Source organism: Ancylomarina euxina (genome assembly GCF_003863355.1).
In the GTDB taxonomy this organism is placed as follows: Bacteria; Bacteroidota; Bacteroidia; order Bacteroidales; family Marinifilaceae; genus Ancylomarina; species Ancylomarina euxinus.
The window spans coordinates 1-20357 of the sequence record NZ_QQWG01000022.1 but is presented as its reverse complement, the minus strand read 5'-3'; the positions used below and the strand labels follow the sequence as shown (position 1 = coordinate 20357).

The 20357-nt window shown below is 34.6% G+C and carries 15 protein-coding genes; 4 read left to right on the top strand and 11 right to left on the bottom strand.

Translation table 11 applies throughout. The features are described 5' to 3' along the window. Positions 1 to 63: 63 nt before the first annotated feature. Both DWB61_RS15730 and DWB61_RS15725 read right to left on the bottom strand, forming a co-directional pair. A complete protein-coding gene (locus DWB61_RS15730; RefSeq protein WP_125031876.1) occupies positions 64 to 1863 on the bottom strand; it encodes a lysophospholipid acyltransferase family protein in 1800 nt (599 codons plus the stop codon). Between the two features lie 228 nt (positions 1864 to 2091). After that, entirely contained in the window at positions 2092 to 2931 is an 840-nt protein-coding gene (locus tag DWB61_RS15725) for a histidinol-phosphatase (protein WP_125031875.1), read from the bottom strand. Between the two features lie 228 nt (positions 2932 to 3159). Here DWB61_RS15725 and DWB61_RS15720 point away from each other — a divergent pair, with 228 nt between their 5' ends. Then, on the top strand, positions 3160 to 4998 hold the full coding sequence (locus DWB61_RS15720; protein WP_125031874.1) for a YgiQ family radical SAM protein: 1839 nt from the start codon (positions 3160 to 3162) through the stop codon (positions 4996 to 4998). Between the two features lie 96 nt (positions 4999 to 5094). Then, positions 5095 to 5820 carry a tetratricopeptide repeat protein gene (locus DWB61_RS15715; protein ID WP_125031873.1) on the top strand — a complete coding sequence of 242 codons (726 nt, stop codon included), beginning with the start codon at positions 5095 to 5097 and terminating at the stop codon, positions 5818 to 5820. Positions 5821 to 5866: 46 nt separating this feature from the next. Here the strand turns inward: DWB61_RS15715 and DWB61_RS15710 are convergent, their stop codons facing one another. Then, complete coding sequence (locus tag DWB61_RS15710) at positions 5867 to 6817, bottom strand: TIGR01212 family radical SAM protein (RefSeq protein ID WP_125031872.1); 951 nt, start codon at positions 6815 to 6817, stop codon at positions 5867 to 5869. A gap of 271 nt (positions 6818 to 7088) precedes the next feature. Between DWB61_RS15710 and DWB61_RS15705 the strand changes: the two genes are divergently transcribed. Then, positions 7089 to 8645, top strand: a complete 1557-nt coding sequence (locus tag DWB61_RS15705) for a DUF4301 family protein (RefSeq protein WP_125031871.1) — start codon at positions 7089 to 7091, stop codon at positions 8643 to 8645. A gap of 76 nt (positions 8646 to 8721) precedes the next feature. Here the strand turns inward: DWB61_RS15705 and DWB61_RS15700 are convergent, their stop codons facing one another. The 3 genes from DWB61_RS15700 to DWB61_RS15690 all read right to left on the bottom strand — a co-directional run bounded on the left by DWB61_RS15700 (position 8722) and on the right by DWB61_RS15690 (position 11260). Continuing rightward, positions 8722 to 9414 carry an IspD/TarI family cytidylyltransferase gene (locus DWB61_RS15700; protein WP_125031870.1) on the bottom strand — a complete coding sequence of 231 codons (693 nt, stop codon included), beginning with the start codon at positions 9412 to 9414 and terminating at the stop codon, positions 8722 to 8724. Positions 9415 to 9487: 73 nt separating this feature from the next. Next, complete coding sequence (map, locus tag DWB61_RS15695) at positions 9488 to 10267, bottom strand: type I methionyl aminopeptidase (protein WP_125031869.1); 780 nt, start codon at positions 10265 to 10267, stop codon at positions 9488 to 9490. 282 nt (positions 10268 to 10549) lie between these two features. After that, the gene (locus tag DWB61_RS15690) at positions 10550 to 11260 is read right to left on the bottom strand and encodes a DUF6567 family protein (protein ID WP_125031868.1); all 711 of its coding nucleotides are present in this window, start codon (positions 11258 to 11260) and stop codon (positions 10550 to 10552) included. 236 nt (positions 11261 to 11496) lie between these two features. On the opposite strand from DWB61_RS15690, the gene lon reads away from it, so the two are divergent. Next, a complete protein-coding gene (gene lon / locus DWB61_RS15685; RefSeq protein WP_125031867.1) occupies positions 11497 to 13866 on the top strand; it encodes an endopeptidase La in 2370 nt (789 codons plus the stop codon). A 9-nt stretch (positions 13867 to 13875) separates the two neighbouring features. Here the strand turns inward: lon and DWB61_RS15680 are convergent, their stop codons facing one another. The 5 genes from DWB61_RS15680 to DWB61_RS15660 form a co-directional block, all read right to left on the bottom strand. After that, positions 13876 to 14802: a DMT family transporter gene (locus DWB61_RS15680; RefSeq protein ID WP_125031866.1), complete on the bottom strand. Its 927-nt coding sequence runs from the start codon at positions 14800 to 14802 to the stop codon at positions 13876 to 13878. Between the two features lie 284 nt (positions 14803 to 15086). Next, a complete protein-coding gene (locus DWB61_RS15675; RefSeq protein ID WP_125031865.1) occupies positions 15087 to 15794 on the bottom strand; it encodes a hypothetical protein in 708 nt (235 codons plus the stop codon). 196 nt (positions 15795 to 15990) lie between these two features. After that, positions 15991 to 18258: an ATP-binding cassette domain-containing protein gene (locus DWB61_RS15670; RefSeq protein WP_125031864.1), complete on the bottom strand. Its 2268-nt coding sequence runs from the start codon at positions 18256 to 18258 to the stop codon at positions 15991 to 15993. Further along, positions 18255 to 18785 carry a dihydrofolate reductase family protein gene (locus DWB61_RS15665; RefSeq protein WP_125031863.1) on the bottom strand — a complete coding sequence of 177 codons (531 nt, stop codon included), beginning with the start codon at positions 18783 to 18785 and terminating at the stop codon, positions 18255 to 18257. The genes DWB61_RS15670 and DWB61_RS15665 overlap by 4 nt, the downstream gene beginning before the upstream one ends. Before the next feature lie 77 nt (positions 18786 to 18862). Further along, positions 18863 to 19609 (bottom strand): helix-turn-helix domain-containing protein, encoded by a 747-nt coding sequence (locus tag DWB61_RS15660; protein WP_125031862.1) that lies wholly within the window; start codon positions 19607 to 19609, stop codon positions 18863 to 18865. Positions 19610 to 20357: the final 748 nt, after the last annotated feature.

Below are 20357 nucleotides of genomic sequence, written 5' to 3'. Positions count from 1 at the left end.
TTATATACAATTACACCTCTGCTTCTTTAAAATATTGTGTTAACAAAGAATAAAATAATTTACTTAATTCTTTTCACGAGTAATAAAACGACTCGAAACCTCTTCGCTATTGATCTCCTTTGTCAATGATTCAATCATATTTACAGGAACATCAAATAAGTCAACTACGATTAAACCATCCAAGCAGTCGTTAAAATTTGGATCGATATTAAAACCAACAATTTTGGCATTTAATGAGATATACTTCTTGAGTAAGACCGGAAGCTTATCATTAGATACTTCAAAATCACCAATTAATTTATCAAGTTTATTGATATCACTCTTCGCAGCTTCGAGTAAAATATCCATATCAAGACCTTTCACTTTGACCTTAAATTTATTGCGCGATTTAATAAACTGCCCCATCTCATAATCGAAATAGTTACGCATAATAAATTTAATTATCAGGTCTTTTGATGTATTAGAATACTCATTACTAATACTAACAGGACCTATTAAATAACGGCAATCTGGATTCTTAAGCAAGAAGTACATAATCCCTTTCCATAATAAGAAAAGGGGCATCGGTTTTCTTTGATATTCTTTAACGATGAAAGATCGACCTAGTTCGATTGACTCACTCAATACCGGTTCGAAAGCCTTCTTCATTTTAAATAAAGATTGCAGATAGAATCCTTTCAATCCATACTTATTCAAAATTTCCTTCCCCTTACCTACACGATATGCTCCAACAATTTTATGGTTCTCTTCATCCCAAATAAAGAGTTGATGGTAATATAAATCATACTCATCAACATCAATACTCTGGTTGGTTCCTTCACCAACTTCACGAAAAGTAATTTCTCTTAAACGACCAATTTCATTAAGAATATTAGGCATCTGATCCGAAGGTGCACAATAAACAGATAACTTCTTCGACTTAAAAAGTAGATGCTCTGATAACTTCGCAATTTCCTTACCTATCAACTTAGGATCTACTGGAGGAATAACATCAGCTACCTTCTTCTTTTTTACCGCAGACTTATTTTCATAGAATTTTTTCACCTCAACAGCACTTCCTAGCATATAAGTTTTCGCTCTTAAGAAACGTCCGTACTGGTTAATATCGGTAAAACCCTTTTGATCCTTAACCGAAATAGGATTCCCAATGCGTAGACGAATGGTTTTATTCTTTTTATTTAATAATTCTGATGGTAGTTTTACTGTTCTCAAAACAGGATGAATCATTCCCATCAAGTAAAAAATCAAACTATTACTTCCCTGAAAATGAATTGGCACTACAGGGACTTCTGCTTTCTTAATAAATTTAAGAATAGAAGGCTGCCATTGCTTATCGGTAATATTCTTAGATTCTGATTGGTAAGCTGAAACTTCTCCTGCTGGAAAAATTCCTAGTGGAGCCCCCTTGCTCATGTGACGCAAGGCCTCTTTTATTCCTCCCATACTAGAAGCTGCAGCTTTTCTGTCTTCGAAAGGGTTTACACCCAAGAAACAATCCTTTAATGGCTCTATCTTTTGAAGAATAAAATTAGCCATGACCTTAAAATCAGGACGAATATCACTAAGAAGTTTAATTAGTAATATGCCATCAATCCCACCAAATGGGTGATTGGAAATACTAATAAAGCTTCCATCCAAAGGAATACGCTTCAACTCTTCTTCATCAAATTCAAATTTGATTCCCAAATCGTCTATCAAACCATCAATAAATTCTACCCCTGATTTCTCACAATTTGCAGAATACAAATCGTTCAATTTATTCAATCGCAGAATATACATTAATAGCTTGGCAAAACTCTCCCCTCCAAACCAATTTAAACTTTCGCTCGCTTTTAATAAATCTTTGGGATCAACCAATTTCATCGATAAATATTTTATATTAAAATGGACTATGAAACATCACCTAAGTTCATATGTTTCAATCAAAAACATGATTCCAAAGAATATGAATCCACCTATAACTCTTTTTTAATTAAAAACAGCTGAGAAATAAAGACCAACTCTAATTACTAGATAAAACGTATGCTCAGCCGTTTTTCAATCGAGTAAAAATAGTATTTATTCTCATAATTAATCAACATTATTGACATTTTATATGCCCATATCTTTCCATCTTCCCTTATCATAAATTCGAATGCAATCATAACCAGATTCTTTCAGCATTTTGGCTGCATCATTAAAATATAACAACAATTCGTCTGGATGGTGAGCATCGGTGCTGATGGTCATAGGAATATTATGCTTTTTACATGTTTTTGCAAAACTAAAGTCAGGATAAAAGGCAGGTGATTTCTTTGTATAAAGCCCACGCGTATTAATTTCGACGATACAATCAGTTTCCTTTAAAACAGCAATAGATTCTTTCAATAAATCTTGATACCATTTCTCCTCTTCTGAAAAGTATCGACCTTTATTATTCATCTTTATTTTATCGATATGGCCAATAATATCAGGCTTTTGAATTAGAATCATCTCGTTAATTTGTGAAAAATAGTCCTTAACCATTTTCTTTACATCTCCATTATAGAAACATTCCAAACCATCAGAATAATTGGTATCTGGTCCATCCAGAAATAGAAATTCATTTTCAACTGGTGATTTAACCAAATGTACAGATCCTATGGTATAATCTAAACCACACAGCTTTCTCGTTTCTGCAAATGGTCTAGTAATCCCAGGGATATAATCCAACTCTAAGGAAAGATAAACATCAATTTCATCCTGATATTTAGTAGATAAGGCCCTAATCTCATTCACATAGTTCATCAATCGTTTCTCATCCATATTCCAGGAAACCTCAACAGGGAAAGGTGCATGCGAAGAAAAGCCCACAGCTTTCATCTGTAGTTCGATGGCTCGTTTTATAAAAGCTTCAGCCTCGGCTTTGCCATCGCAATAATTTGTATGAGTATGATATGAAAAATATGTCATGAAATAAACTTCAATTTTTGTAAAAAAAACACAGAACTACCAAAGATAATAGATCAACTCTTCTTAAGGATAAATATAAGCTTCTTTAAAATCTTTATAAATAAAGTAGTAACTTTGCGTCAAAAGTGCAAAAACAATACGTTTTGTCTGTCTCAATGTCAATCGTGACAGAGATTCAGTAAACGATCTGTCAATATTTTACATTTCGGTCAGTCAAAGAAAAAAAAGATGAAAGACGATATATCAGGATTATACAACCAATGGTTACCGACTTCTGCAAAAGAAGTCGCAGAAAGAGGATGGGAAGAACTGGATGTTATTTTATTTAGTGGTGACGCCTATGTCGATCATCCCTCTTTTGGTGCGGCAGTTATCGGGCGAATTCTAGAAAATGAAGGCTTAAAGGTTGCTATTGTTCCTCAACCCAATTGGCAAGACGATTTACGCGACTTCAAGAAGTTAGGCGTACCACGCTTGTTCTTCGGTATTACAGCTGGTAATATGGATTCCATGGTGAATCATTATACAGCCAACCGCCGTTTGCGTCACGATGATGCTTATACGCCAGATGGGAGACATGGACAAAGACCCGATATGCCAAGTATTGTTTATTCTAAAATTCTAAAAAAACTATATCCTGACACCCCTATTTTATTAGGAGGTATCGAAGCATCTCTGCGTCGTTTAACACATTACGATTATTGGCTAGATGAGCTAAGACCTAGTATCCTTTGCGACAGTGCGGCCGATTTGTTGGTTTATGGTATGGGGGAGAAACCTCTCAAAGAAATCGTTCGATTACTAAAAAGAAATGTTCCTTTTGAAACGCTAACAACCATTCCTCAAACTTCATTTATTGTAAAAAAAGGTGATGAGTATGCAACTAAGAAAAAGTGGGAAGTTCAAGAACTATACTCACATGAAGAATGCTTAAAGGATAAGAAGAAATTTTCAGGTAACTTTCGCCATATCGAAATGGAATCTAATTCCATGATGGCAAAAAAGCTCATTCAAGCTTATAAGGATTCTGAGATTATAGTAAATCCGCCCTACCCTGTGATGAAAGAAAAGGAACTTGACTCTATTTTCGATTTGCCATACACACGTATGCCTCACCCTCGTTATAAAGACAAGAAAATTCCCGCATATGATATGATTAAATTCTCTATCAACATGCATAGAGGGTGTTTCGGTGGTTGCTCATTCTGTACCATATCTGCTCATCAGGGTAAATTCATTGCAAACCGATCACAGAAATCAATTCTAAAAGAGGTTGAATACGTGACAAAAATGCATGACTTTAAAGGCTATTTATCCGATCTAGGTGGTCCTTCTGCCAATATGTATCAGATGAAAGGGATTTTTGAAAGCATCTGTCAAACCTGTAGACGGCCTTCTTGTATTCATCCTAATGTTTGTCCTAATCTGAATACCAATCACAAGCCAATGCTTGATATCTACAAGGCGGTTGATAATATCCCTGGTGTTAAGAAATCATTTATTGGTAGTGGTGTTCGATACGATTTGATGCTTCACAAGACCAAGGACGAAGAAGCAAATAAAGCTAATCGTGAGTATGCAGTAGAACTGATTAAAAATCATGTATCCGGACGACTAAAAGTTGCCCCAGAGCATACTTCTGATGAAGTTCTAGATATTATGCGTAAGCCTTCATTTAAGTTGTTTTATGAGCTTAAAGATCTCTTTGATAAGATAAATAAGGAAGAAGGGCTTAATCAACAACTGATCCCTTACTTTATTTCTAGTCACCCTGGATCGCAAGGTGTTGACATGGCTGATTTGGCTGTAAAAACAAAGGAACTCGATTTCAAACTTGAGCAAGTTCAGGACTTTACACCAACACCAATGACTGTTGCAACAGTTATTTATTATTCAGGCTACCACCCTTATACACAGAAAGAGGTTTACACCCCTAAAACAAAGCAAGATAAACTCTCGCAGCGTAAATTTTTATTCTGGTATAAGAATGAATATCGAAACGCTATAAAGGCTGAATTAATCAACATGGGAAAGAAAGATTTAATAAAGAAGCTTTTCGGTGCTTAGACCTAGAAGTTCTTTAATTTACAATATATATCGGCAAAAGACTTTTATGTTTTGCCGATATATATTACATTAGATTAAAATTTACAATTGCCTTTTATGTCTATTCTTATTAAGAGATTAAAATTCATAAGCTTCATCATACTTTTTGCCATGAGTTTTTCATCATGTACTCAGATGAAAATTGACAAACTCAATAAAAAGGGCATGGAATTATTTGAGAAGAAAAAGTTCAAAGCCGCCAATCAGGTTTTCTCTGAGCTATTAAGCTTAGACAAGGATTTTCTTCCTGCATATTTTAATCGTGCTATATCAAACTCATTTTTGTCGGAGAATAATAAAGCACTGAATGACCTTAATCATATTATTAAAGTCCAGGGCTATTCAGAAGAAGTCTTTTTAAATAGAGCGATTATATACGAAAACATAGGTCTGTACAATGAGGCTATTCAGGATTACGATCAAATTCTCGAAGCCAATCCTCATCATTTAAAGGCCTTGCACTATAAAGGTATCTCCTTATACTATCTTGGGGATTTTAATGCTGCCATAAATGAATACGATAAGGCTATTAAAGATGGTCTAGACGTCTCGGGGCTCTATTATAATAAGGGAGTTGCTTTAGACTGCCTGAATAAATACAAAGAAGCCATTGATAATTATAGTAAAGCGATTAAAATAAACCCCAAATTTAACCAAGCCATATATGCCAGAGGGATTGCCTATTTTAATATAAAAAACACAAAACTGGCTAAGGCAAACTTAGAATATGCAAAAAAATTAGGCCACCCTAAGGCAGCCGATATGCTAAAAACGATCAAATAAATTCAACCACAGTCTATATATTAATCCTGATCTCTTATTTAGGCGATCAGGATTTTTTGTATAAACGACCTTGCCAGGTATCTCTTTCCGCCAATCGCTTTTCCAGTTTTGCTACAAACTGGTAATTTTTGATGCCCCACTTAGGTGCAATTAACCAACCTGGAGGCGCCTGATTCACGAAACGATCCATCATCACTTCAGGATTCATTTGCTCCATCACATCTATTACAAAATCAATATATTCCTCCATGCCAAATAAATGAAAACGGTTAGGATCTTCCGCATACTCCTTAGCCATTGTTGTATGATTCAAAATCTGCAACTGGTGTAGCTTAAGTGTTTCTATAGGCAGATTAGATAAACGAATGGCATGCTCCAACATCATCTCAGGTGTATCATGAGGTAAACCATTGACCAAATGTGCACCAATATGAATGCCTCTATTAGCCGTCGCTAAAATCGTCGCTTCAGCTTCTTCATAGCTATGGCCCCGATTAATTGCATCTAAAGCTTGATTATTTGCAGACTCAACACCATATTCTACAGCTATATAATAATCTTTGGATAAACTCTCAAGATAATTTAGAAGAGGTTCAGAGATACAATCGGGACGAGTACCAATAACCAAACCAATAACCTTTTCGTGAGACAAGGCTTCTTCGTAGAGTCGTTTTAGAAGATCAAGTTCTCCATAAGTATTTGAGAAAGCTTGAAAATAAGCCAGATATTTTTGGGTTTTATACTTACTTGCAAAAAATAAAATTCCCTTTTCAATCTGTTCAGTCACCGATTCTTTGGGTGTGCAATAAGCCGGATTAAAACTCTTGTTGTTGCAATAGGTACAACCTCCAGTTCCCTTGCTCCCATCTCTATTAGGGCAAGTGAAACCTGCATCAATAGTTACCTTTTGAATACGCTCAGAAAACTTCTTCTTAAAAAAACCAGGAAAATCGTTATAGCGTTTGCTATGCCCCCAAGGGTATATATTTGTTTGCATATTTGTTTTTACTTTGCCGCAAAAGTACAAACTTATGGGCATATTTCAATCACCATGAAACTTGTCATATTTCCCTCGTCTTAATCAGGATTTAGCCGCATCCTTTTTTACTGATATAAATCTTTTATTTCAAACCCTAACTTAAATCATTGTCTTCATGACACTTAAGAATAACACCCAATATAACTTATCAAAATATTGACTAAAAAAGAATTCATATTGAAAACAAATTTTTATATTGCTCCTTAGACAACTTACAAAAAGCATAATCATGTTCTCAAAAAAAGACCTAAGCCTCATTAAAAAACGAGGTATGGACAAAACCACAATCGAAGAACAATTGAAACACTTCGAAACAGGTTTTCCCAAAGTAAATCTTGTAAATCCAGCTATCATAAACGATGGGATTATGAGAATTGAAGATGAAGAAATCAAGGTTTTCAGAGATAACTACATCAATCGTCCCAAGAAACTTTCTGTCATCAAATTTGTACCAGCATCTGGAGCTGCAACCCGAATGTTTCAAAAGCTCTACGATTTTATCAAGAACTATCAAGAAACTGAAGAAGATTATCTTGCCTATATGAAAGATAAATCTCCTGAAGGGATGTTTAAGTTTTTTGAAAACATCGAAGATTTTGCCTTTTTTGTTGATTTAAGAGCTGCCTTGCAAAAAAAGGGTATGGATATAGAGAAATTATTAGAAAAAAATAATTTCAAGGAAATTCTTAACACCTTACTTTATGCAAATGGACTAAACTATAGCAACAAACCTAAGGGCTTATTAAGATTTCACAAATACCAGGACTATTCCCGAACGGCTTTCGAAGAGCATTGGGCCGAAGCTTTGCATTATGCCAAGAATTATAAGGGAACCGCTCAGTTACATCTGACTATATCCGAAGAACACAAGAAGCTTTTTGCACGAAAACTTAAGAAATCAAAATCTGCCTTCGAAAATAAATACGATGGAAAACTGAAGGTGACCTTTTCTTATCAGAAAGCCTCTACCGATACCATTGCTGTTGATATGGAAAACAAGCCATTCAAAGATGTCGATGAAAGTATACTTTTCAGACCTGGTGGGCATGGTGCTCTTATCGAAAACCTGAATGAGTTAAAAGCTGATCTGGTTTTCATTAAGAATATCGACAATGTCGTTCCTGACAGAATAAAAGAAGCGACCTATAAGTACAAAGAAGCATTGGCTGGTGTTTTATTAAAATATCAAGCACAAATGTTCGATTATATAGCCGAGTTGGATAATCCAAAGCTTGATCTTAGTGTTGAAAAATTGAATGAAATGCTAAGTTTCTCGGTCGAGCAACTTTGTATTAAAACACCAAAGACATTAAAAACCGATAATCCAGATAAACTTAGAGCTTATCTACTTAAAAAGCTTAACAGACCCATTCGTGTTTGTGGTATGGTAATGAACGAGGGCGAGCCTGGTGGTGGTCCATTCTGGGTTAAAAACTCAGATAATTGTTCATCTCTGCATATTATTGAAAGTTCTCAGATTGACCATGAGGATAAAAAGCAAGCTAAAATTCTGGCGGCTTCAACTCATTTCAATCCTGTAGACTTGGTTTGTGGCATCAAGGATTATAAGGGTAAAAAGTTTGATTTGACTCAATTTGTTGATCATGAAACAGGTTTTATTTCTAAGAAAGCTCACAATGGTACACCACTAAAAGCTATGGAACTCCCTGGACTTTGGAACGGTGCAATGGCTGATTGGAATACCATTTTTGTTGAGGTTCCAACGATCACTTTTAATCCCGTTAAAACTATTTTCGATTTGCTTCGCGTAGAACATAGAAACTAAATAGAAAAATACAACATACAGAAATGCCCCTCAAGAATCTATATTCTGAGGGGCATTTTATATTTGTAAATTCAAGCTATAAATCAATCAAATTCTCACCTTTAGCTAAATCTTGTTCAAAAGTAATCTTGATATTCTTCTCGTCACCTTCTACAATATGAATCGGTTCCTTAGGCAGGTATTTTAAAACCACACCACAATCATCGCTGGCTTTAAAGTTTGGATCCTTTAATGCTAAATGATAGGCTTTCTTAATGGTTTCGCAAGAAAAGGCCTGTGGCGTTTGTGCTCTATAAAGATAATCGCGTGGCGGAACAGATTCTATACATTTAACATCGTTCAGCCTGAAAATGGTATCCGTACTTGGAATAGCGACAGCGACTGATTTCCCCTCAGCCAAACAAGAAACCACATCATCGATAATGCCTTGGTTGACAAAAGGACGAACCGCATCATGAAAAATCAAATTCACATTTAGCTCTTTCTCGTAAGCTGAAATTGCAGCTAAACTTGAATCGCTCCTCTCCTTTCCACCACAAAGAATTTTACGGACTTTAGAAAAACCAGCCTCCTTGACAATGCGCTCTACATCGGCTACAAAGTTTGAATGAATAACCACACAAATCTCCGAGATACCCGTATGCTTCTCGAAGATAGCAATGCTATGCTCAATGATAGACTTACCTGCAATTTTCAGAAATTGCTTAGGCAGATAAGCTCCCATACGCTTACCAGTACCCCCCGCAAGAATAACAGCTACATTTTTCATAAAAAATTAAGGTTTAAAAAGGTCAAAGAGTCTGAAAGATTAAAGAGTCAAATTTCACTTTATCCTTTAATGTTTACTTGAAGATATCGTATTCACCCACGTCGGTTAAAATCTCATACCCGTCTTTGGTCACTAAAATAGTGTGCTCAAATTGTGCCGATAGTTTCTTGTCGATTGTACGGGCTGTCCAACCATCTTTCTCATCTATTTTGGCACGAGCCTTACCCAGATTAATCATCGGTTCAATTGTAAAAATCATACCTTCCTGCATCACCTCACCCGAGTTACGTTGTGCAATATGCTCAACCTGTGGTTCTTCGTGAAAATCCATACCAATACCGTGACCGCAGAACTCGTAAACCACACCATATTTTTTTGCCTTAGCAAAACGACCAATAGCAAATCCAATGTTACCAAAGTAATTGCCTGGCTTTACCTGCTCTATACCTAAGTATAAGGCATGCTCAGTATCTTCAACTAATTTAGCAGCCTGTTTAGATACTTCGCCAATGGTAAACATCGTACTGGTATCTCCATAATAGCCATCCAAAATAGTGGTTACATCCACATTCAGTATATCCCCTTTTTTCAAAATCGTTTTCTCATTAGGTATACCATGACAAATTACATCATTTAGAGAGATGCAACATGATTTTGGAAAGCCGTGATAGTTCAATGGTGCAGGAATTGCCCCATTGTCACGTATATATTTTTCGATTAAAGTATCAAGGTAAAGCGTATTCACGCCTTCTTTCACATAATCGCTAATAAATTTAAGTGTATTTCCAGCTAATTGAGAACTCTTTCTGATGCCCTCAATTTGCTCTGCATTTTTAATTATAATTTCGCTCATCTAGTTGTAAACCTATAGATTAGAACCGCATTTTCTGATGGAATCGTTCTCAAATAAATCCCTATACAGTCCTTAAAAAAAGAACACCCAAAGTTCTGCAATGATTCCTTCTTATGCAAACAAAAGCTTTCTAAATTTTCAATGCCCTTATCAAGCTAATCTATCATGAATAAAACCTATTCCTTGATGTAACATCAGTATATAAAAAGAAACAGCTCTTTCGAACTATCCCTCTATTTTTTTTTATGCCTTTTAATATGATTCGACTCTTAAAAACGAATCTCAATAGTTAAATACATTCAACTTACGTGAACCTGTTTTTACTATTATTTCATCCAATCCCAAGGCAATTATTCGTCCACTTGTTTTAACAAAACTTCCCTTTATGTTTCTTGAATAGATATACATATCCCCTACCTTATATCCTTTATAATCTTTACTTTTCGTATAAATCTTACTGGTTGAATATAACTTTGTTTTGGAGTTACCACTAGCCGTTTTACTTAGCACCCTCACCTTATCAATATTTTCAATTGAAACAATCACCCCATTTTCGTGATAATTGATATATACCGAGTCTCCAATTTCAAACAGTTCATTTGCTAAACTTTTACGAGTTAACTTCTGCTTGTATTTTTCGGTGTAAGGATCAGCTAGCGGATCATTAGTAAAACTTACTACATCTGCGCTCATCGTAGCTTTTGTCTGATTGTAGAATGGGAAAAATGATCGTTTAAAATCAACCGTAAAATTGGCGTAAGTTTCATTTTGTTTTAAAGGTCGATTGTTAATCAATTCCCTTTTAGCCTCAAGAATTAAGGCATCTTTCGATAATCCACCAAGTCCTAATACCTGATTGGTTTGAGAAACCCCATATGCAATATCTTCATATTTCACTGGACGATTTAAGGCTGACGAACTGATCATGCCTTGATGCGTGGCACAAGATGTCAAAAATAAAACTATGATCAAAGGCAATATTAGTTTTCTCATTCTGATAGTTATATAAATTAATATTATTTTGTTCATATCAAATTTAATAATTAACAATAAATAGCGACGGGAAGAAATTATAAATAATGTTAAATATATAGATTATGCTTAGGAAGCTTGGACATAAGAATCCATCGACATAAAAACTTGCAGACTCTTCTAATAAATTTAATTTTTCCTATCTGTATTTTTGATTAAATTTAATAGAGTCCTTATTTCATCTAATTTTTAGGATTATGAGTAAAATAGGCAAAAAAGATCTCGTGCTGGTTTCTGACATTTACCCTGACAATATTATTGTCTTACCAATTGAGGACAAACCACTCTTTCCTGGCATTACCCTGCCCTTGCTCTATACAGGAATCGAATTGGTTGATTTAATTACTTACTCTTTGGAGAAGAATAATGGCTTTATGGGCATATCCTTTATTAAAGAAGTGGACGAAGAAGATTTTTCAAATTCGGTTCTTTTCAAAACAGGCACTTTTGTTAAAATCATTAAGGTTATTGAGAAAACTGAAGATGAGATTCACTTTCTTGCCCGAGCACTTACACGTTTCGAATACGTACGAAAAACAAAACGCGACGATAAAGAACACTGGACTGTTAGATATCAAATTGAAGAGAGAGGAAAAATTAACGATGAGCTAAGAGCGTATACCTTAGCCGTTATCAATTCTGTAAAAGAGCTGATTAAACTTAATCCGATGTTTCAGGAGCAAATACGTCTATCTGTTACAGAAGTGGGTATGCAGGCTCCTGGGCTTCTAATGGATATTGTCTCATCATTTATCTCAAGTGATCCCTTTAAGTTGCAGGAATTGCTCGAAACATTTGATTTGCACAAACGCAGTGAAAAACTATTGATCCTTCTCAAAGAAGAAGTTGAGATCACTCGCTTACAAGAAGATATTCAATCGCAGATAAGCGAAAAAATATCCAGCGATCAACGTGAATTCTTTTTGCGTGAACAATTAAAAGTGATAAAAAAGGAATTAGGACTGGAAAAGGATGACAAGACTTCAGAAATTGAAAAAATTGAAGAAAAGATTAAGGCTCTCAAATTCTCAAAGGAAGCTGCCATTGTCGTTCAAGAGGAGTTGGATAAATTAAGAATACTCGATTCAGCTTCTCCTGAGTTTAATGTTTCACGTTCCTATTTAAATTGGCTGACCGATATGCCCTGGGGGATTTTCTCGAAAGACAACTATGATATAAAAAAAGCCCGCAAGATTCTGAATGAACAACACTATGGATTGGATGATGTTAAACAACGAATTTTAGAATTTGTGAGTACCATCGTTAAAAGGGGAAAAGTTTCAGGATCCATTATTTGCCTGGTTGGTCCTCCTGGTGTGGGCAAAACATCCATTGGCAAGTCCATCGCCGATGCTTTGAATCGCAAATTCTATCGATTTTCTCTGGGTGGTATGCGCGACGAAGCTGAAATAAAAGGGCACAGAAGAACCTATATAGGCGCTATGCCCGGCAAAATTACGCAAAGCTTAAAAAGAACAAAAACGTCCAATCCCGTTATCATGTTGGATGAAATTGATAAAATCGGCATCAGTTATCAAGGCGACCCGGCATCAGCTTTACTCGAAGTATTGGATCCGGAACAAAACACCAATTTTCTGGATCATTATCTTGATGTTCACTTCGATTTGTCTAATATTTTATTTGTGACAACAGCCAATCAGCTGGATACAATTCCAAGACCTTTATTGGATAGAATGGAAATCATTAAGCTTTCCGGGTACATACTGGAAGAGAAAGTTGAAATTGCTAAACGGTATTTAATTCCCAAACAACGAAAAGAACATGGATTAACTTCAAAAGAAATCACAATTACCCATAGTGCCTTATCCAAAATTATTGAAGGGTATGCCAGAGAAGCAGGGGTGAGAAGTCTTGAAAATCAAATCAAGAAAATAATGAGAAAAGCGACACTTATCCTTGCCGAAGAAAAACCGACAAAACTAACGGTCAGTAATAAAAACATCATCGATTTTCTAGGGCAAGCCGTATTTGTAACCGAAGAATTATATAATAAATCCATCCCTGGTGTTACCCTTGGATTGGCATGGACTGCCTATGGCGGTGCGACACTTTATATCGAAGCGTCAGCCATAAAACATGAATCGGAAGGCTTTAAACAAACGGGGCAGCTCGGCAATGTTATGCAGGAATCAGCCCATATAGCTTATTCATACATTCGTTCCTTATTGAGTGAAGAAAAGGATGAAAGCATTAATACGTTCTTTGACAAGCACCTGATTCACCTGCATGTTCCAGCAGGTGCCACTCCCAAAGATGGGCCTTCGGCAGGTATTACCATGGCTTTAGCCTTGCATTCCCTTGCGAACAGCAAGCCTATTAAAAAAGGAATTGCAATGACAGGGGAATTAAGCTTAACAGGGAAAATTCTCCCCATTGGAGGTATTCGTGAAAAAACAATCGCTGCAATTCGTGTGGGTATTCATGAACTTATTTTTCCAAAAGAAAATAAGAAGGATTTTGATGATTTACCACAATACTTAAAACACGAAGTCAAAGTTCACTTTGCAGATTATTTTACTGATGTTTTAACAATCGCTTATTCATAATATCTGGAATTAAGCTTTCTTTAATTTATTCTGCCTTATTTTATGAAACAAGAGGTGGAATTTATTTTCTTTTGTTTGCACAACAGAGAGCACTGATGTTAAGATCAATACAATTGCCAGAGAGCTTTTCAAGTCCATTTTTTCATTAAAAACCAATATCCCTACAATAACACCTGTAAGAGGTTCCAAAGTTGATAAAAGAGAAGCCTTACCTGGCCCAATATATTTCATGCCTTTATAAAACAAAACCACTGCAAGAAAGGTCGACCAGACGCTTAAATTCAAAATATAAAATAAAGAACTTGGTGTGAAATTGGTATTGATCTGATCGGTTAAAATGCATTTGCAAAAAAAGAGCAGAGTGGTCATCCCAAAAATCCAAAAGGCAACACTAAAAGGGGATATTTTTTTAAGCTCCTTATGGGCCATTCCAATAATATAAATGGCATAGAGTAGGCCTGATACCAGAGCCCAAATAATGCCAATCATATTCAAATCGCTTTCACTGCCTATGGATAAAAGACCAATACCAATTATCGATAAAAATAAGGCCGTCATTTTTCGAACAGTAAACTTCTCTTTGTAAATCAGACTTGCCAGGGCAATAGTTAGTATAGGGTATACAAAATGCAGGGTACTTGCAAGTCCCGAAGAAATATATTGATAGGATAAAAAGAGGGTGTATGTTGTCATCATGGTTCCTATAATGGTGACAAATAAAAGTAGAAAGAACTGTTTTTTATTAATTCTAATATCAATCCTTTTATACAAACAAAATAAGACGATCCATAAAAAGGCAAAACCAAATCGATACAACAGTAAGTTATTAACATCGAATCCCTCCGCATATATTTTTAGAGCGAAAAAAGGCATAAGACCAAAGAATATTGCCGAAAGCAAAATCATAAATGTACCTTTTGTTTTTGTACCGATCATCGTATTTTGTATGTATAGGGAGATAGTTTACAGTTGTACAAGTCACATAATTGACACTATATGCCTTGACCTTACCAAGTTGCAGCCAACGGATAGCGCTATATAAGGTAGGCGCCCTAGTTGATTTATGTTTTCATTTTTATAAAAAGGCAAGGTCGCTATTTTAGGATTACATTTAACTATAACGATTCTGAAATGGCTAGTTTCCCGTTGCTCATTAAAAGCGCAAAACCTTCGAGAATTCGCTACACGTTTATGTTATATGAACGCCTGTTGTAAACCTTTTATTCTTTTACCAAAACATTCCCTGCCTCATTCAGAAGTTCTATTTTTGGATTATTATCATTGTCTATATATATTTTTATTCTTGGTCTTCCTTTATTATCGTTAATAAATAATCCTACATCTTTGTTCATTTTCTTACCAACAAACATTCTATCTTCTGGCAACAAACCATCTTGCTTCATTTTTAGATAGGCAGCTCTTTTTTCCTTATTGTCTTCTATCTTTTGCAAATCTTCGAAAGCTTTATTTCTTTTCTGATATCCGTCTTCTTTGGGATAATCCCAAAATTGCATGCCATATGTTCTAGCATCCTTTTCCGTATTCTCAACATATCGAAGTTGCATTACTTGGTCATCTCTGTATTTATCTACTGAAAGAACTAATCCTGCTTCTTTATCATTTCCATCATATATCAATCCTCCACATTCATCTCCAACAGAGTTGAAAAAAATCAATCCTGCTTGTCTTTCTCTTTTCGGTAATGGTTTTCCATTTATAATTCCTTGATGCTGTCTTTTACTATTACTAATAACTAATTTTAAATCACCATTACTTTCAACAATATTAATTCTCTCAACATTAATTTCTTTAAAGTTTCTGTCTTTAGTTTGATTCATTACATAAAAGATGGTTGACAATAAAACAACCGTTAAGAATCCAGAATATACTTTTAAAAATTTAATCTCTTTTTTTGTTTTATCATTCATACTCTGCTAATAATTGTATTAGTTAGTTAAATTTAAATTCTATCATTTTTAATAAATGCGTCTTCATTAAATTGTTTACGGTGAGTATAAGAATAGTAGCCGACTGCGTGGCACTTTCCTGTCAAGTTACAAGAAAGTTGAAGCGGGCTACAACCAATGAATTTACTACTGTTTCGGCTATTATTTTTATATATTGTTAGCATTCGTATTTCCTTTGTCTGTATTCTTTCAAATATTTTCCAGTATAACTTTTTTCGCAATTAATAATCTCTTCAGGAGTTCCTTCAAAAATCAATTCTCCGCCAGCTATCCCACCTTCAAGCCCGATGTCAATTATCCAGTCAGAATTATTTATTACATCTAAATTGTGTTCTATCACGATTAATGAATTACCATTTTCTACCAGTTTATTCATTAGTTCAATAATCTTCTTGATGTCAGACATATGCAAACCAGTTGTCGGCTCGTCCATAATGTAAATATTCCCTTGCTTATGTAATTCGCTTGCAAGTTTTACTCGTTGACATTCTCCACCAGATAATGTTGAAAGCGGTTGCCCAAGTTTTAAATATCCTAATCCTACGTCAATAAGTAATTTAAGCTTTGATTGGATTTCTTTGTTTTCAAAGAATTCATATGCTTGATTAATCGTCAGTTCTAATACTTCAAAGATGTTTATCCCTTTGTACTTGTACTTTAAAACTTCTTTGCTATATCTTTTTCCATCACATTCCTCGCATTTTGATTTTACTGAATCAAGAAATGCCATATCAATTGTAATGTAACCTAATCCGTTACATTTTGGACAAGCACCTTTTGAATTGAAACTAAACAAAGAGCTATTTACCTTATTGGCTTTGGCAAATTCTTTTCGAATTAAATCGAAAACTCCTGTGTAAGTAGCGGAATTGGAACGTTCAGATTGACCAACTGGACTCTGGTCTATCACAATTGATTCAGGATTTCTCTTTACAAATTCTTTATGTATCAATGAGCTTTTTCCTGAACCAGCAACGCCAGTTACACAAACAAATATTTTCTTAGGAATACTTACAGAAATATTCTTAAGATTATTAGCTGTTGCATTGGAAATTTGAAAATGTTCGTTTGATTTTCGTAACGGTTTTTGTCGTTTTATTGGCGCATTCAAAAATTTACCTGTTAACGTATCCGACTTTTGCAAACCTATAAAATCTCCTTGATAAACAATCTTTCCGCCTTTTATTCCTGCATCTGGTCCAATGTCAATGATGTGGTCTGCTATTTTTATAACATCAGGGTCGTGTTCTACTACCAAAACAGTATTCCCTGCTTCTTTTAGCTCTTTAAACAATTCATTGACCAAATGCACATCTCTTGGATGCAGTCCAACACTTGGCTCGTCTAGGATGTAAAGCATTTCGGTTAAACTGCTTCCTAATTGTTTCGCAAGCTTAACACGTTGTGCTTCTCCTCCCGACAATGTACTTGTTTCTCTTGATAGATTTAAATAACCGACACCAATATTTATTAAATATTGCAAGCGTAATTTTATTTGTTGAAGAACTGTTTCAGCAAGTGGATTTTCAATTTGTGAAATAAAATCATGCAGTTCATTCAATTGCAACTGGCACAATTCATAAATATTCTTTTCATTTATTTTTATCGAAAGAGCTTTTTCGTTTAATCGTGCCCCACTGCATTTATCACAAGTCCCTTGATGAATGTAATACTTTAAAACATCCTGCTTCTTTTTTGATAAGCTTGCGATGTCTTTATTTAAATATAACCGATTGATTTTTCTGTATATACCTTCGTAATTACCTTTAAGAAATCCTTCTTCACTTCCCATATTGTAACGAATGGCTTTCGCATATAAGAAGTCATTTATTTCAGATTCTGAGAAATCTTTAAAAGGTTTGTCACAATCGAACAAATTAGACATTACAATCTGTTTCCAATAAATAGAATCAATTTTGAAATCACTAAATAAAATCCCACCATTATTTATTGATTTATCCCAATCTATCAGAGAATCAATTTCAATTTTTGTTGCTTTACCAGTTCCACTACAATTTTCGCACATTCCTTCTGGGGAATTAAAGGAATAATGATTTGAACCTCCGATAAATTCAGAACCAATACGGGAATATAACAATCGCAGGTAAGTAAAAATCTCAGTTACTGTACCAACTGTTGACCTTGAATTTCCTGAAAACCTTTTTTGTTCGATTAGAATTGCAGGAGATAAATTTTCAACCAAATCATAATCAGCTTGCTCATACTTAGGCATTCTGCTTCTTGCAAATGTGCTAAAGGTGTCATAAAGTTGCCGTTGTGCCTCTGAGTTTATGGTTTCAAAAACAAGCGAGGATTTTCCTGAACCAGATACTCCTGTAAACAACACAATTTGATTTCTTGGAATTTCTACATCCAAATTTTTCAAATTGTTTTGCCTTGCTCCTTTTATTATAATATTTCTCATTGCTTGATATAATGAAGTTGAACAAGACCAGTTTCAAAATATTTACTTGGAAGTGCTTTTAAGTTTATTGTATCTACCCCTCCCTTAAATAAACGCTTCCCTTCTCCAAGAAAAATTGGAATTACAGAGATAATATATTCATCAATTAAATTCTTTTCCATCAACATTTTTACAATTTGTCCACCGCCATCGCAAACAATATCTTTTCCGTCTTCCGATTTCAATTTATGTATCAATGTTTCTAAGTCGCCATTATAGAACTTAACACCTTCCTTGTTATCTATGTCCTGTCTCGTGATTACGTAACAATCTAGATTTTGTGCTTGAGGTAATACACCGCCTGTTAACTCAAGAATTGTGTCGTAAGTTGTTTTTCCAACAATGTAGGTGTCTACGTCTTTATAAAAATCTCCATATCCATAATCTTCACCTTCCTTTTCTACAACCGATAACCACGATATGTCATCATTCTTTGTAGCAAGGTATCCATCAACACTCATACTTATATACAATACTATTTTCCTCATAATCTTATTTTTAAATTAATTTACAAAATTAAATATTGAGTATGATTCAAAATAGTACAGAATTTACCCTTGTCAACTTAGCCTTTTAAAAATTGCTTAGGCGTTACTCCACAAAATTTCTTGAAAACCTTAATGAAGTGAGATTGATCATAAAAGCCTGAATCCAATCCAATATTTATAAGTTTTTTAGAGTTATTGCTCTGTAGTAATTGAATAGCATAATTCACCTGTTTAAGTTTTATATATTCACTTGGTGTAAGAAGAAAATGTTTCTTAAATTTTTGAATGAAGCTTTTTTGTGATATTGAAATTGACATATTAAAATCTCTTAGACTTCCTTTTTCAAGTAGATTAGAAGAAACATACTTTTCAAACTTTGCTAAATCATTGTCAACAGGATTTACATTAAATATTTTTAAGAGATACTGTTCAACTTTTTCAAAATCAGGGTTTGTCGGGATGAAAAGATGTTCAAATAACATTTCAGAAATTTGTTCCATTGCTTTTGTCCCAAACTTATTATAAATCATTCCATAACAAAATGGTTTTAAAATCAGCCCAACATTACTATAAGCTCCTGATATTTTTGTTTGAAATGGTTCTGTTTTTAATCCAGAAAGAATTTGATGGTCGATATTAGACGCAAGATTTTCAACATTTTGACCTTCAATATTGAACGTATCTCCATAATTGAAAATCAACTCTGTAAATAAGGCAGCATGATGGCTAGAACTAATTTTAAGGTCAGATCCTTTACCAACCCAAATTAAATCAACATATTGATTAAGTGGATAACTGGGATGATATGTTTTATCTATAACCATTGTCTGTCTGTAGTGGTTTTATATGAATGCTAACAAGTCGGTAAGGTGCCATGCACTTTATCCCACTATCTGTTATTTATTTTAAGTTGCTATTATTCTTAGCATTAACCCTTAGCATTGTATCTAATGGCCTTTTTATTCTTGCAAAAAATATTAATATGCACAAGTTTTTATAAGTTTAAATGGCATCGGATTAAACTCAGTTGGTATATAAAGAGTCGTAACATATCAATAAAATCAGTTTCTCAATTTTTGTGCTTCCCAAATCTATAAAAAAGCAACTAGCTAACAGTAAATTAAACCATAGTAAAGCAACTAACATACATAAAATAGAATAGGTCTTTATAATTATGATGCTTATTCAGGCTCAAAAACCTAATTTCGACACATATCTTTGAGCTCTAAAGGAGAACTTTGCCTAAGCTATAGTTTAAGCCGCTTGGGGGTTCCGGAAGCTTTCGGAATAGGGTCAATTTATCATTGCCCCTGTTTTTGTTGCAAGTCCAAACAGACAAACCACCTCCCCCAAACAAGTTTGGGTACTCCTCCTTTTTAAGGAGGAGAATGTTTAGGTTTTACTTCATGAATAAAGGGTAAAAAAAAAAGCTGTGGCTCTCCAACTGGACTTGCAACAAAAATGTGGACAATAAGTTAAGTCATGCCGCTCTCTTTTGATTATTTAATAGCCTTCCGTATTCTAAAGGCGAAAGATAATTTAAAGAAGAATGCCTTCTACATGTATTGTACC